This window comes from Streptomyces sp. NRRL F-5755 (genome assembly GCF_001279365.1).
GTDB classification, from domain to species: domain Bacteria; phylum Actinomycetota; class Actinomycetes; order Streptomycetales; family Streptomycetaceae; genus Streptomyces; species Streptomyces rimosus.
In genome coordinates this window covers 13199-27796 of sequence record NZ_LGCW01000273.1, presented here as the reverse complement: position 1 = coordinate 27796, position 14598 = coordinate 13199, and the positions used below count along the sequence as shown (strand labels likewise).

The window sequence follows — 14598 nt, the reverse complement described above, 5'->3', positions numbered from 1 at the left end:
GGACGGGCGGACAGGGGGTGTTTCGGGCGGGATTGTGGATCTTCGCGGAGATCGGGTGAGCGCACTGTGGTGGGGCGGGGCACGGGCGGCTCAGGCCGGTCCGAGCGTCTCGGCCAGCAAGTGCGCCCATTCACCGATCGCCCCCGCTTGGGCGGGGTCTCGAATCAGCGAGTAGACGAATAGGGCCAGGGAGCCCAGAACGGAGACGCCGGCGGCGAAACGGTCCCCGGTATACGACCAGCTGGTGCGCTGCAAAGCCGAAGTCAACACCCGATAGCCGATGCCCGCTGCCACGACGAAGGACACGAGGGTATACAGCAGGCTCCACCACATGGAGGGGCTGGGGCGGCTCGTGTATATCACCTGGATGCTCGTCCCCACGATGAGCAGCGGTACGGGAATCAGCAAGAAGAGCAAGGCAGTGCCGAGGCCGTACAGGAAGCCACCTTCAATGCAATAATCTTCAGTGGTGTAATCCGGAGATGCATAGGGCGCATCTTCCTCGTCGTCAGAGTCCGGTTCCCGGCCCGTACCCGGACCAAAGTGGTAGTGGGTCTCGGTGATGTGCTGGTCGCGCCCCGCTTGGTAGACAGCCCCGTCGTCCGAAGCACTGCCGTACATCCGCCAGTCGCGTTCCTCATCCTCCCATGAGGGACGGCTCATCGTTCCGGAATGTATTGGTCGCGGCCTGCCTGGTAAACACGGCCGTGATCATGAACCTCGGCGTGTTGGACGACATGGGGAGGTGGCGCGGGGTTCATCGCATGAAGCATGTGCGTCAATTGACGGACTTCTTCGGCGGCGGCATGATCTGAAAGCAGGAGGGTCAATAGGCGCCCTTGCCATGTGGCATGTGCAGATGAGTCGTTCTGCGGCGTCCCTGCGGCTCCCCCGCGTGAGGCGGCGTAAGCCGCGTCGAGGTCCTGCATGCACGCTTCGACGTCGTCAGGGCGGAACCGGCGCCAGAGTGCCGCAACGCGCTCTCGTGCTTGTTGCCAGCCGTCAGTCGCCATGGCGGACACGATGGCTGTTCCTGCAGTACCTGCCAATTCAATGATGTGCGGATCCACTTGTCCCCCCCCGAGAACCTCCGCCTGCCCTGCTCCGTGGCAGTCAGCTGTTGAGCGTCGACTATAGATGTCGGCACCGGTGCCTGACTGCGCTCTGGACGAGAATCAGTCGCCGACCCACTGCGGGTGGGCGCTCACTCGACGTTCGCCGCCGGCTCCGGCGGCCACACCCCCGCCGCCAGCACGCCCAGCACATACGCCTTGGCCACCAGGGCGGTACGGCCCTGGACGCGCCAGCGGCGGGCCAGGCGGGTGAGGTGGTAGTTGACGCCGTCGACGGTGAGGCCGAGGTGGCTGCCGATGGCGGCGGTGGTGGCGCCGGAGGCGGCCAGCGCGAGGATGCGGGTCTCGACGGGGCTGGCCGCATCACGTGCCGGGGCCGCCGCGGGCGGCGTGTCGTCGTGCACGCTGAGCAGGGCCAGCAGGGCGGGCGGGGGCCCCGACGGGTCACCGACCGGATCGACCGTCAGCTCGCCCTCCCGCTCGGCGCCGTCCGTACCTGACCGCCAGCGCACCTCGACCGGGTAACGGGACCTGCGGCCCAGGCGCACCGCGTCGATCACGCGGTCTATCTGCGCCTGGGAGCGAGGCCGGAACAGGTCCAGCAGATTGCGGCCGCGCAGCTGCCCCGGGGCCGCGCCCCACTCGGCGGCCATCGCCGGATTGGCGATCAGCACCTCGCCGTACGCCGTGCACACCGCGATCGGCACGGGGATGCGGTACAGCAGGATCAGGAAGTAGTTGCGCCACGGGCCCGCCGAGCCGTCCGCCGTCGCGTCGTCCATTGCTCCTTCTCCGGTCCGGCCGCAAGAGCGGACAGCGAAAAACCACTGCACAATCATGCAGTTACCCGGCGTCGCAGGGTACCCGGGGCGGGTCACGCTTGAATCATGACCGAGACGATCCCGTTCGAAGCAGCCGACGGCGCGGTGCGCCCGTCCGAGGAGGTGCCGGTCGTCGACCTGTCGGCCACCGGCCTCAGCAGCACCCCCCTCCAGCAGGCCATGGGCCTGGCCCGCGAACACGGCCCGGTGTACCGGCGGCGGCTGCACGGCCATGAGGCACTGCTGGTGTCCTCCCTGGAACTGGTCACCGAACTGGCCGACGAGAACCGCTTCGCCAAGGGCGTCTCGGTCGCCCTGGAGAACGTCCGCGAGTTCGCCGGCGACGGCCTGTTCACCGCGTACAACGACGAACCGAACTGGGCCAAGGCGCACGACATCCTCATGCCGGCCTTCGCCCTCGGCTCGATGCGCACCTACCACCCGGCGATGCTGAAGGTCGCCCGCCGGGTGATCGGCAGCTGGGACCGGCGCGCGGCCGACGGCACACCCGTCGACGTCCCCGACGACATGACCCGGATGACGCTCGACACCATCGGCCTGGCGGGCTTCGGCTTCGACTTCGAGTCCTTCTCCCGCGCGACCATGCACCCCTTCGTCGAGGCGATGGTGCGATGCCTGGAGTGGAGCATGAAACGCCTCGGCCGGGAGCCGGACGGCGACTACACCGAGCAGGACGCCGCCTTCCGGGCCGACGCGGACTACCTCGCCTCGGTCGTGGACGAGGTCATCGCTTCCCGTACGGGCGCGGACGGCACCCCGGACGCGGAGGCGGGCGACGACCTCCTCGGCCTGATGCTCGGCGCCACCCACCCCGCCGACGGCACCACGCTCGACCTCGCCAACATCCGCAACCAGGTCATCACCTTCCTCATCGCCGGCCACGAGACGACTTCCGGCGCGCTGTCCTTCGCCCTGTACCACCTGCTCAAGGACCCGGCCGCGCTGCGCCTGGCGCAGCGCGAGGCCGACGAGCTGTGGGGCGACGAGACCGACCCCGACCCGTCCTTCGAGGACATCGGCCGGCTGCCCTACACCCGCCAGGTCCTCAACGAGGCGCTGCGCCTGTGGCCCACCGCCGCCGCCTTCACCCGCCAGGCCCGTACGGACACCCTGCTCGGCGGCCGCATCCCGCTGAAGGCGGGCCAGCTGGTCACCGTCCTGACCCCGATGCTGCACCGCGACCCGGCCTGGGGCGACAACCCGGAGCTGTTCGACCCCACGCGGTTCGCGCCGGAGGCCGAGGCGGCCCGCTCCCCGCACGCGTACAAGCCGTTCGGTACGGGTGAACGGGCCTGTATCGGGCGCCAGTTCGCGCTGCACGAGGCGACAATGCTGCTCGCCATGCTGGTGCACCGCTACCGCCTCATCGACCACAGCGACTACCGCCTGAGCATCAAGGAAACCCTGACCCTCAAGCCGGACGGCTTCACCCTCACCCTCGCCCGGCGCACCCCCGCCGACCGCGCGGGCCTGCGCGCCGCCCTCGCCGTACTGCCCGGCGGAGCCGCGGAGCCGGACGGCGCCGAGTCCGCCACGGACGACGGCCTGCCGACGCGGGTCCATCAGGACACCGCCCTGCTCCTCCTTCACGGCACCAACTACGGCACCTGCCGCGACTTTGCCGAGCGCATCGCCGACGAGGCCGCCGGCCTCGGCTTCACCACCGAGGTGGCCCCGCTGGACGCCGCGACCGGCGCGCTCCCCACGGACCGCCCGGTCGTGATCGTCACCGCGTCCTACAACGGGCAGCCGACCGATGACGCCGCGCGCTTCGTCGAGTGGCTTTCCGGTGAGGAAGCCCGGGCCGAAGGCGTCCCCTACGCCGTCCTCGGCGTCGGCGACCGCAACTGGGCCGCCACCTACCAGCGCGTGCCCACGCTCCTCGACGAGCGGCTGGCCGCCCTCGGCGCCGAGCGGCTCCTCCCGCGCGGCGAGGCCGACGCATCCGGCGACCTGAACGGCGCCGTCAAGGCGTTCACGGCCACCCTGCGCACCGAACTGCTCGTACGCTACGGCGACCCCGCGACCATCGGCGCGAGCACACCGGCCGACGCCACGGACGCGTCCTACAGCGTCCGCGAGGTCACCGGCGGCCCCCTGGATGCACTCGCCGCCCGCCACGGCCTCCAGCCGATGACCGTCACCGAGGCGCACGACCTCACCGCGACCGGCTACCCGCGCGTCAAGCGCTTCCTGCGCCTCGCCCTCCCCGAAGGCGTCACGTACCGCACCGCCGACCACGTCGCCGTGCTCCCCGCCAACGGCGCAGCGGCGGTCGAACGCGCCGCGCAGGTGCTGGGCGTATCACTGGAAACGGTCCTCGACATCCGCGCGGGCGCGGGTCGCGGCGGCCGGGACACGCTCCCCGTGGACCGCCCGCTGACGGTACGTCAGCTCCTCACCCGCCACCTTGAGCTGAACGCCCGCCCGACTGCCGCGCAACGGGCGGTGCTCGCCGACCACAACCCCTGCCCGCCCGAGCGTGCCGCCCTCCAGGCCATCCCCGACGGCGACCCGCGCACCATCCTGGACCTCATCGAGGAATACCCGGCCCTGCGCGGCGCGCTGCCCTGGCCGGTGATCCTCGACCTGTTCCCGGCCCTGCGCATCCGCCACTACTCCCTCTCCTCCTCGCCCGCCGCCGACCCCCGCCACGCCGACCTGATGGTCTCGCTGCTCCCCGGCGGCACCGGCTCCGGCCACCTGCACACACTGCGGCCCGGCGACACGGTCCTGGCCCGGGTCCAGCCCTGCCGCGAGGCGTTCCGCCTCGACCCGGCCGACCCGGCACCGGTCATCCTGGTAGCGGCCGGCACCGGCCTGGCGCCCTTCCGAGGCGCGGTCGCCGACCGCCTGGCCGCCGCCACCCAACTCGCCCCTGCCCTCCTCTACTTCGGCTGCGACGCCCCCGAAGCCGACTACCTCCACGCCGAAGAACTACAGGCCGCCGAGGCAGCCGGGGCCGTGTCCCTGCGCCCCGCGTTCAGCGCCCGCCCGGTGGACGGCTGCCGCTACGTCCAGCACCGCATCGCCGCCGAGGCGGAGGAAGTGTGGGCACTCCTGGACGCCGGAGCCCGGGTCTACGTCTGCGGCGACGGCAACCGGATGGCCCCGGGCGTACGCACCGCCTTCCGCGACCTGTACGCGGCCCGTACAGGTGCTACGGAGGAGGAGGCCGAGGTCTGGCTGCGCGAGCTCACGGCGGCCGGCCGGTATGTGGAGGATGTCTATGTGACGGGGTGAGGCGGGGCGGCCCTGAAGGGCCGTGCGGCGGGCCGGGCCACGGGGCCGGCCCGCCGTCACCTGCCGGCCCGGCCACGGTCCGGGAGAATCAGTCCAGCGGAGGCCAGGGACCGGCGAGCAGCCGCTCGGCCTCCGCGACGATCGCTTGCTCGCGTGTCCCGTCCTTGGGCGCGTCCCAGCCGTCGTACGCCTCGACCTTGTCGACAAGCGGCCGGAGCGACGCGGGCCGGGCCAGTGTGCCCCAGCCCTCGTACGTGATCACGTCACCGCCGGCCCCAGGGGCCAGACTTCCGCTCACGATCAGCCGGAGCCACCAGCGCACGAGCTCCCAGCGGGCCGCCTCGTAGGGGATGCCGGTGTCGTCCCTGGTGAGGTCCTCGGGCAGACCGATTTCGTCCAGTACCTGGTCGAAGAGCGCACCGGCGTTCTCGTGCTCGGCGCGTGGCAGACCGGCGAGCAGCGGAAGCGACTCCGTCTCGACGTCGAGGCCCAACGCCGTGATCCCCGCCTCGATCAGTTGGTGCGGGTAGTGGCGTCGGCCGATCAGGCGTTCCAGCGCCAGCATCCGCAGGTTCTCGACGGCCTCCTGGGCACTGACGGCGCAGAGGGTGTGCGGGGTGGGCAGGGCGACATCGATGCCGGGGCCGCCGTGGATGAAGTACGACCAGAAATCGACAGTCGCGTGGGCCGGGAGGCTGCTTCCCCGGCCGGTGAACTCATGCCGTATGTAGTCGGCGAGGTCGTTCCCGTAGATGATGATGTCGGTCTGGTGGACGGACAGTACGGGGTGGCCGTATTCGCCCGCTGTGCCGGGCAGGTAGCGGTGGCTGTAGACGGGAATCAGTTGCGGTACGGACCGCAACTCGGACCGCGCGATGTGCAGTGCGTCGGACATCTTCGCGGGCCTCGGACTCCAGGCGGGATGCCAGAAGCCGTTGTGCTCGACGTCGAAGAGCACACCCTCGACCGGCTGGGAGAGCCGCCAGGCCAGCTCCTCGGGATCGCCGTTGCGCCAGTCCGGCCAGCGCCGTGACCCGTGCGGGAGCCCGGCGGCGAGGAAAACCCGGTGGTCCGCCGAGAAAGTGAAGCCGAACCGTGCCTCGACCGCGTCGAGTTCCCGCTCGCTGAGGCCCGGCCCGATCTCGGCCCGGAGCGAGTGCTGAAGCTTCCTGGCGTCTTCCGGGGTCAGCGACGGGGGCAAGTGCGCGGTCATCCCGGCAGCATAGTGAAGGGCAGGACCGCGGATATCACGAGGCCGCACGAACCCGCGTCGGACGTGGAGCGGCCGGTACCGGCCCGCGCCCGGGGTCTGGCTCTGCGCACCGCACCGGCGGCATCGTGGACGGTGGCGGCGCGGTTCCGCGTGCCGCCGGGCGGCGATTCACCTGGGGAGCGCCATGACCAAAGCTCTGATCATCGGCGGTGGGATCGCGGGAGCGGTGACCGCGATGGCTCTGCAGAAGGCAGGGATCGAGGCGGAGGTTTTCGAGGCGTACGAGAGCGGGGCCGACGATGTGGGCGCGTTTCTCGTCGTGTTCGCCAACGGGCTGGAAGCGCTGCGCGCCATCGGTGCGCACGGGCCCGTCCTGGCCAACTCCTTCCCCGCCGAGCGAGTGGAGTTCCTGAGCGGCACGGGCAAGCGGCTCGGCGAGCGGCCCCTCGCAGGCACGGTGGACGAGACCGCGATGGGGCCGCGTACGCTCACCCGCGCCACCCTCTACCGCGTGCTGCACGAGGAGGCGCGACGGCGCGGCATTCCCGTACGGCACGGGAAACGGCTCGTCGCCGCCGAGACCGTCAGCGACCGCCGCGTGGTGGCCTCCTTCTCCGACGGCAGCCGCGCCGAGGGCGACCTCATGATCGGCGCGGACGGCATCCACTCGGTCGTCCGCAAGCTGATCGACCCCGCGGCGCCCCGCCCCCGCTACACCGGCCAGAACACCGTCTGCGGCTACACCCGCGACATCAAACCGCCGTCCGCGCCCGACACCTACACCATGATCTACGGCCGGCGGGCCTTCTTCGGCTGCACGGCGGCGCCGGACGGCGAGGTGTGGTGGTTCGCCAACGCACCGGGCCCCGAACGCTCCCGCCGCGACCTGGCCGCCGTCACCGCCGACCAGTGGCGACAGCGGCTCCTCGCGCTCCTCGCCGCCGACCACACCCCGGCCGCCGCCGTCGTCCGCGCCACCGGCGAGCACATCATCGCCTCGCACGCCTACGACCTGGCCGTCACCCCGCGGTGGTACTCCGACACCATGGTGATCATCGGCGACGCGGCCCACGCGGCGGCCCCGAACGCCGCACAAGGTGCCTCGATGGCCATCGAGGACAGCATCGTCCTGGCCAAGTGCCTGCGCGACCAGCACGAACCCCGACGCGCCTTCGCCGCGTACGAGGAACTGCGCCGCGCCCGCGTGGAGCGCGTGGTGGCACACAGCGCACGCATGACCCGCCGGTCGGCGCCGGGTGCGATACGACGGCTGGTGCGCGACGTGATGCTGCCGCGCAGCGTCGGGCGTGGGGGAGATGGTGCGGATGACTGGCTTACCGGGTATCGCGTGGAGTGGTGAGGTGGATGACCGGTGGATCGGTACGGCGCGTCGGGCATGACGTGAACGGCGATCCGGTGCAAGAGCCCCGTGCAGGGCACTACCGCTCCTCCGCCCCCCGCAGATTCACCACCACCAGCGCAACTCCCGCCAACACCACATTCCGCGCCGCCGCATCCAGCCCGTTCCATGTCTTCGACTGCCACATCGCGAACCATTCCCCGCCGATCGCCATGAACCCGGCCCCGAAAAGCAGCAGCACCATGAGGAGCCCGATGGTGCTCCAGCGTCGCGCCCCCGTAAGCCCGGTGCTCCCGCGCAGTTGCCGTGTCCACAGCACCGTCCCCGCGATCAGCACCAGCGCCGTGGCCGTCTCCCACGCGATGATCAGGACGTAGGCGATGTTCTGGAGTGTGCGCGACTCGATGGCACGCCACATCAGGTCCGGGTCCTTGAAGGTGGTGTCCATGGCCAGGACGTGCTGGACGAACGCCTGGTTGGTGCCGAAGTCGGTGATGTTGCCGAAGGCGACGAGCGCTATGTAGAGCGCGACCGTGCCGGTGAGCACGGCCGCCGCGAGGGGCAGGGGCTGGAACGGTCTGACGGCGGGCATCCTCGGCCTCCTGGCCTGCGGTGGAGGGGTGACTCCACGCACTGTACGGGGGCCGTCAACCGCCCGGCACCTCCGCCGCAGCCACCATCACCGTCCGCGCCGGGACCGTGCACACGTCGCCCGTCTTCAGTGTGGCGGAGGCCGACGGCGCGCCGTCCGCCGCCGTGGTGTCCAGCACCACCTCGTACACCGCCCCGGCCCGCCCCGGCACCGGGAAGTCCACCGCGTCCGCACCCGAGTTGAGCAGCGCCAGGATGTCGGTGTCCGGTTCCGCGGCGCGGTCCCCGGCGAGGAGGAAGGCCAGGAAGCGGGTGGCCGGGTCCTGCCAGCGCGCCGCACTCATCGGTTGGCCGTCGCGGTCGTACCAGGCGATGTCGGGAGGGTTGCCGGTGCCGGTGAGGAAGGTGGTGCGCTGGAGGACGGGGTGCGCGCGCTGGAGGGCGACGGCTCGGCGTACGAAGTCGGTGAGGGGGGTGGGGACCGACCAGTCGTACCAGCTTGTCGGGTTGTCCTGGCAGTAGGCGTTGTTGTTGCCGTTCTGCGTACGGGCCAGTTCGTCGCCGCCGTACAGCATTGTGCAGCCCTGGGACAGGAGGAGCGTCGCGAGGATGTTGCGGCGCTGGCGTTCGCGAATGGAGTTGATGGCGGGGTCCTTTGTCGGGCCCTCGACGCCGTAGTTCGCCGAGCGGTTGTCGTCCGTGCCGTCCCGGTTCTGCTCGCCGTTGGCCTCGTTGTGTTTGCGCGCGTAGGTGACCAGGTCGGTCAGGGTCATGCCGTCGTGGCAGGTGGCGAAGTTGATGGAGGCGTCGGGGCCGCGCCGCTCGGGGGCGTACAGGTCGGACGAGCCGGCGATCCGGCTCGCCAGGTCGCCGACGGCGGGGCGGCCCCGCCAGAAGTCGCGCACGGTGTCGCGGTAGCGGTCGTTCCACTCGTTCCAGCCGGGCGGGAAGCGGCCCACCTGGTAGCTGTCGGGCGCGCCCACGTCCCAGGGTTCGGCGATCAGTTTGACGCGGCCCACGACCGGGTCCTGGTAGAGCAGGTCGAAGAAGGCGGCGAGGCGGTCGACGTAGCCGTACTGGCGGGCCAGGGTGGCGGCCAGGTCGAAGCGGAAGCCGTCCACGTGCATCTCGGTGACCCAGTGGCGCAGCGAGTCCATGATCAGGCGCAGGACCTCGGGGCGGCCGGCGTTGAGCGTGTTGCGGGTGCCGGTGGTGTCGAGGTAGCGGGACGGGTCGGCGGGGTCCAGCCGGTAGTAGATCTCGTTGGCCAGGCCGCGGAAGCACAGGGTCGGGTCGTCCGGCGGGCCCTCGGCGGTGTGGTTGTAGACGACGTCGAGGATGACTTCGAGCCCGGCGGAGTGGAGGGCTTTCACCATGCGCTTGAAGTCGGTGATCTGGCCGCCTTCGTGGCCCGCCGAGCTGTACGCGGCGTGCGGCGCGAAGAAGCCGATGGTGGCGTAGCCCCAGTAGTTGGTCAGGTCGCGGTCGAGGAGGAAGGGCTCGGGGAGGAACTGGTGCACCGGCATCAGTTCGACGGCGGTGACGCCCAGGCGGGTCAGGTGCGCGGTCACGGCGGGGTGGGCCAGGCCCGCGTAGGTGCCCCGGAGGGCGGGAGGGACTTCGGGGTGCTGTGCCGTCAGGCCCTTGACGTGCGTCTCGTACAGGATGGTCCGTGACCACGGGTGGCGCGGCGGCCGGTCGTCGCCCCAGTCGTACGCCGGGTCGGCGACGAGGGGCAGGAGCGTGCGTGTTCCCGTCGGTTTCAGCACCTTCGCGTACGGGTCGAGCAGCAGCCGGGTCGGGTCGAAGCGCAGGCCGCGGCCGGGGGCGAACGGGCCGTGCGCGCGGTAGCCGTACGCCTGGCCCGGCCGTACGCCCGGTACGTACGTGTGCCAGATGTCGCAGTCCACCGCCATCGGAACCCGTCGTTCCCCGCCCTCGTCGAGCAGGCACAGCTCGACGGAACCGCCGTACGCGCCCGCCGAGGAGTACACGGCGAAGGAGGTGCCGGAGCCGTCCCAGTGGGCGCCGAGGCGGTAGGGATCACCGGGCACGGGAGTGGCGGGCATCAGTCGTAACCGCCGAACATGAACAGGGACGCGCGCTGGTCCGCCGGGTTCATCAGTCCGTGCAGGTTGCCGCCCTTGAGGAGGGCGAGATGGCCGGCGGGCAGCCGCCGTACCTCGAAGGAGCGCACCCGGCTGCCGGAGTCGGCCCAGTCGCCGACCACCATCAGCGCGTCGCCCTCCAGCATCAGGAAGACCTCCTGGTTGTCGCGGTGCCGGTGCAGGCCGATGCCGCAGGCCGGGTCCAGGACGTGCAGGTCCATGTAGGTGACGGCGAGGAAGGGTTCCACGTCGCCGCTCGCGTGGCCCTTGCGGCCGAACGCGTCGAGGTTGTACGGCTCCAGGCTCCGCCGCAGGTCGTCGCTGCCCGCCCAGCGGCCGTACTCGCTGAAGAGCGTGCGGTATTCGAGGAAGCCGACGCCGCCGTGCGGGTTGGGGCTGGTGCCGACGCCGAGGTAGTTGTCCCAGCCGCGGACCTTCATCTCGAAGCCCAGGCGTACCGAGCCGGAGGGCGGGTCGGCGGAGCCGGCGCCGTCGGGGCTGGCGGTCCAGCGCAGGTCGATGGAGCAGGGGAGTACGGGGTGCATGGCGTGCCGCGGGGCGACCAGGCGCAGGTCCTGGTTGGTCATCTGGTCGCGGAGGAAGTCCTGGCCCAGGCCGGTGACGATGTCGGGGCGGGGCTGGAGGAGCCCGGAGTCCAGGGCCGACTGGCCACGGGGGCCCAGCAGGTCGCGCAGGCCGTCGCCGACCCGGCCCCACAGTTCGATGGTGTAGAAGTCGGTTTCCTCGTCGTACGGGACTCGGACCGGCACCGGCCGGCTGCCCTGGACGGAAAGCACGCAGCCGATGGCGTCGCCGAGCCGGCCCGCCTCGCGCCACAGCGCCGAGTCCGGGCCGCCCCGGTAGGACAGCTGGAGGAACGGGCCGCGCCAGTCGCCGATCTCGGCCCAGCCGCGCACCGCCCGGGTGTCGGCCAGGGTGAAGTCGCGGACGTTCTGCTTCTGGAAGTCGTTCTTGTCGTCCTGCTGCTCCGGGTCCAGCTGGTCCTGGTTGGGGGAGGTCGGCCCGTACAGCTGGAGGGTGCGCAGCGGGAACAGGTGCTGGAGCGAGGCGGGTTCGTACTGTTCACGCTCGGCGGCGAACCGGGTGCGCTCGACCAGGCCCAGCAGCTTCAGCAGCGGGTTGGCCTCCGCGTAGTCCGGGGGCTTGACCGGGTCGACGCGGAAGACCGAGTCGGTGTGCACGATCTTGGGCATCGCGGGACCGCCTCAGGTGGTGTGGTAGAGGAATGCGACGAACTTCAGCGGCTCGGTACCGGGGTTGCGGATGCCGTGCACGCCGCCGCTCTTGGTGTACAGGACGCTGCCCGGTTTGACCGGCAGCTCCCGGCACTTGACCGGTCCGATGCCGAAGGCCGGCCGCTCGACCAGCGGGTAGGCGGCGGTCGTCGGGTCGTCGCCGTCGCTCATGTACGCGGTGCCGGTGCCGGAGACGACGTAGTACAGCTCCTCCGAGCCGATGTGCCGGTGGGTTCCCTCCACCGCGCCGGGCGGCACCGTCACCTCGTGGAAGAACACCAGGTCGCTGCCCAGTTCGCGCTGGAACAGCCAGCGCATCTGCACGATGTTGTCGTCCCGGCGGTCCGGGTTGCCCTCGTCGGTCATGGCGTTGCGGTAGTTGACCGGGGCCAGCTGCCCGGCGTCGGGGATGAAGAAGCCGCGCTGGAAGTCGAGGAGGTAGTTGCTGTCGGCGACGGTGTTGCGGGGGTCGCTGGGCTCCTGGGTGCGGGGTTCCTGGTGGGAGCGGAGGTAGGCGTTGTCCCACTGCGGGTTGCCCAGCCGCTGGCCCGTCGGGTACAGCACGCCGTCCTCGCGGAACGCCATCGCCACCTCGGAGACCGAGCCGAGCAGCGGCGACAGTTGCGGTACACGGGTGATGGGCGCGTTACGGCCCATCAGGGGCAGCACCCGGTGGTCGTGGGCGGTGCCGTCCGGCGGCTCCAGCGTCTCCCAGATCTCCGCGGCGTAGGCGCCGATCACCGGGTCCCAGTGCAGGGTGACGATGGCCTCGGCGGAGTCCGCCGGGTCCTCGCCGGTGACCTTCAGCCACGCCTTCGTACGGGGCCCCAGGCGCCGGTTGAACTCCCTGGCCTGCTCCACGAGGCGGATGCCGGAGTACTCGATGCGCAGCATCGGGCACAGCTTGGTGCCGCCGAGGAAGACGTCGCCCTTGATGGCGGTGCCGTCGGCGGAGCCGCGTACCTCGGCGACGTAGTAGCGGTAGCGGGAGGATCGGGTGGCGTTGAGGTAGCGGGCGTGGTAGATGCGGTCGGGGTAGAAGACGACGCGGAAGATCTCGTTCTCGGGGTGGGTGAAGACGTCGTCGAAGCGGCTGTCCATGTCACGTCCTCCCGACCCTGTCGAGCAGCACGTCGCCGACGCGGAAGGAGTTCGCCTCGATGGTCAGCGTCGGGTTGGCGCTGCCCGAGGTCGGCATGAACGCCCCGTCGGTGACGTAGAGGTTGTCGAAGTTCCAGGCCCGGCAGTCGGGGTCGAGGACGGAGTCCGTGGCGTCCGTGCCGAACCGGGCGCCGCCCAGTACGTGGTTGGCGATCCGTACGACCGACCCGCCCACCGACCCCGAGCTGACGTCGCGCACGTCGCCGCCGCGCACCAGGATCTGCCGGCACTGCTCGGCGAGGGTGTCCATCAGCGCCCGGTCGTGCGGGTGCCAGGTCTTGATGATGTACGCGACCGGGCGGCCCCACTTGTCGGTCACGCTGGGGTGCAGCTCGATGCGGTTCTCCCGCTGCGGCACCTGGTTGGCCATGAACGCCACGGACAGGCGCCGCCCGAAGCTGTCCTCCAGGTAGTCCTCGAAGCCGTTGCCGACGATGCCGGTGTCGTAGAGGTAGCCCTTCCACATGCTGTCCATGTCCATCGCGTGCCAGGTGCGGGCGAGGGAGAGCGGCAGGGCGCCGTCGGAGGTGTTGTTGTAGATCACGCCGCCCGCCCACAGGCCCTGGGAGCGGAACCACTCGGGGCGCGCGCAGTGGTCGGTGGCCCAGTCCGAGTCCAGCGTCCTGGACTTGTCGGCACGCTCGGGGACGATGCACTGGGCGCCGCCGAAGCAGTGGGTCAGGAAGTAGCGGCCCAGGAGGCCGTTGGCGTTGACGCGCTTGTCGAAGGCCGGGTCGAGCAGGCCGGAGAGCTGCAGCAGCCGTACGGACTCGATCGCCGAGCAGGCCACGACGACGGTCCCGGCGGTGATCGTACGGGGCCGGCCGCCCGGGTCGCGGTAGTGCACCTTGGTCACGCGCGGCCCGTCCGCCTCCAGGTGGGTGACGGTGCAGTTGGCCCGCAGGTCCAGGCCGCCGCTGCCGTTCCCCTCGCGCAGCGGCGCCAGCAGCGACACCCAGACGTTGGATTTCAGGCCCAGCGGGTCGCCGTAGCGGTTGACGAACGCCGTCTTGATGCTGTCCGCGTCGGCGGGCACCGTACGGCCGCTGGGCGGGTGGTCGCGGGTGATGACCGCGAGCGGGGTGCGGTAGCGGCGCATGCCGAGCGCGTCCATCCCGGCGGCGGCGTAGGCGCTGATCGGGTTGGGGTCGAGCGGCGGCTGGTAGCGGTCCGCGGAGGGGACCTTGGCCTGGCCCTCCCAGGTGCCGTTGATGCCGACCAGCTCCTCGGCCCTGGTGTAGTACGGCTCCAGCGCGGCGTAGTCCAGCGGCCAGTCGCGGGCCTCTCGGCGCACCTCGCCGCCCGGGTCGTCGCGCAGGTCGCTCCGCGACGCGTTCAGGGTGGCCAGCCGCAGGTCCTCGGGGGTGAAGCGGGGCGACACCCCGCCGTACAACTGCGTTCCGCCGCCGACTACTTGGGCCGTGTAGCCCTCGATGGTGACCCGGTCCCGGCCGTCGCTGTCGCGGTAGACGTGCGGCTCGTCGTTCAGGTCCGGCTCCACATGGCTGGAGTAGAACGACTCGCCGGTGTTGGCCACGCCCTGGACGGTGATGCGCTTCTCCGAACCGGTGGCGAAGCACTCGTCCCGCTTGAAGTCCGACAGGCCCCCGGGGCTCTGCGCCTGGGTGCGCAGCAGCGGCCCCTTCTCCAGGACGACCACCCGGTGGCCCGCCCGTACCAGTGTGCGGGTGAGCGGTGCGCCGCCCGCGCCACTGCCGATGACGACGACCGTGGCACTCTCCCCGTCCATG

The 14598-nt window shown here is 71.1% G+C and carries 11 protein-coding genes; 2 read left to right on the top strand and 9 right to left on the bottom strand.

Going from position 1 to position 14598, the window contains the following annotated elements:
- Positions 1-90: 90 nt before the first annotated feature.
- From ADK86_RS25650 to ADK86_RS25645, 3 genes are all read right to left on the bottom strand, one after another.
- Complete coding sequence (locus tag ADK86_RS25650; protein WP_159393956.1) at positions 91-663, bottom strand: YrzE family protein; 573 nt, start codon at positions 661-663, stop codon at positions 91-93.
- Positions 660-1070 (bottom strand): hypothetical protein, encoded by a 411-nt coding sequence (locus ADK86_RS43310; RefSeq protein WP_159393955.1) that lies wholly within the window; start codon positions 1068-1070, stop codon positions 660-662. The genes ADK86_RS25650 and ADK86_RS43310 overlap by 4 nt, the downstream gene beginning before the upstream one ends.
- Positions 1071-1204: 134 nt before the next feature.
- Entirely contained in the window at positions 1205-1855 is a 651-nt protein-coding gene (locus tag ADK86_RS25645; protein ID WP_053698711.1) for a helix-turn-helix transcriptional regulator, read from the bottom strand.
- A gap of 105 nt (positions 1856-1960) precedes the next feature.
- Between ADK86_RS25645 and ADK86_RS25640 the strand changes: the two genes are divergently transcribed.
- Complete coding sequence (locus tag ADK86_RS25640) at positions 1961-5158, top strand: cytochrome P450 (protein ID WP_053698710.1); 3198 nt, start codon at positions 1961-1963, stop codon at positions 5156-5158.
- An 88-nt stretch (positions 5159-5246) separates the two neighbouring features.
- Here the strand turns inward: ADK86_RS25640 and ADK86_RS25635 are convergent, their stop codons facing one another.
- Complete coding sequence (locus tag ADK86_RS25635; protein ID WP_053698709.1) at positions 5247-6371, bottom strand: hypothetical protein; 1125 nt, start codon at positions 6369-6371, stop codon at positions 5247-5249.
- A 184-nt stretch (positions 6372-6555) separates the two neighbouring features.
- On the opposite strand from ADK86_RS25635, the gene ADK86_RS25630 reads away from it, so the two are divergent.
- Positions 6556-7731: an FAD-dependent monooxygenase gene (locus ADK86_RS25630; protein ID WP_053698708.1), complete on the top strand. Its 1176-nt coding sequence runs from the start codon at positions 6556-6558 to the stop codon at positions 7729-7731.
- A 79-nt stretch (positions 7732-7810) separates the two neighbouring features.
- On the opposite strand, the gene ADK86_RS25625 is transcribed toward ADK86_RS25630, so the two are convergent.
- The 5 genes from ADK86_RS25625 to ADK86_RS25605 are packed head-to-tail and all read right to left on the bottom strand — an operon-like array spanning position 7811 to position 14597.
- Positions 7811-8323, bottom strand: a complete 513-nt coding sequence (locus tag ADK86_RS25625; protein ID WP_053698707.1) for a DUF2165 domain-containing protein — start codon at positions 8321-8323, stop codon at positions 7811-7813.
- Between the two features lie 55 nt (positions 8324-8378).
- Positions 8379-10391, bottom strand: a complete 2013-nt coding sequence (gene glgX, locus ADK86_RS25620; RefSeq protein ID WP_053698706.1) for a glycogen debranching protein GlgX — start codon at positions 10389-10391, stop codon at positions 8379-8381.
- Positions 10391-11644 carry a hypothetical protein gene (locus ADK86_RS25615; RefSeq protein WP_053698705.1) on the bottom strand — a complete coding sequence of 418 codons (1254 nt, stop codon included), beginning with the start codon at positions 11642-11644 and terminating at the stop codon, positions 10391-10393. Before ADK86_RS25615 ends, glgX begins: the two co-directional genes overlap by 1 nt.
- Positions 11645-11656: 12 nt before the next feature.
- The gene (locus ADK86_RS25610; protein ID WP_053698704.1) at positions 11657-12787 is read right to left on the bottom strand and encodes a cupin domain-containing protein; all 1131 of its coding nucleotides are present in this window, start codon (positions 12785-12787) and stop codon (positions 11657-11659) included.
- A gap of 1 nt (position 12788) precedes the next feature.
- Positions 12789-14597, bottom strand: coding sequence for a GMC oxidoreductase (locus ADK86_RS25605; protein WP_053698703.1), 1809 nt, complete (start codon positions 14595-14597; stop codon positions 12789-12791).
- Between the last annotated feature and the right edge of the window lies 1 nt (position 14598).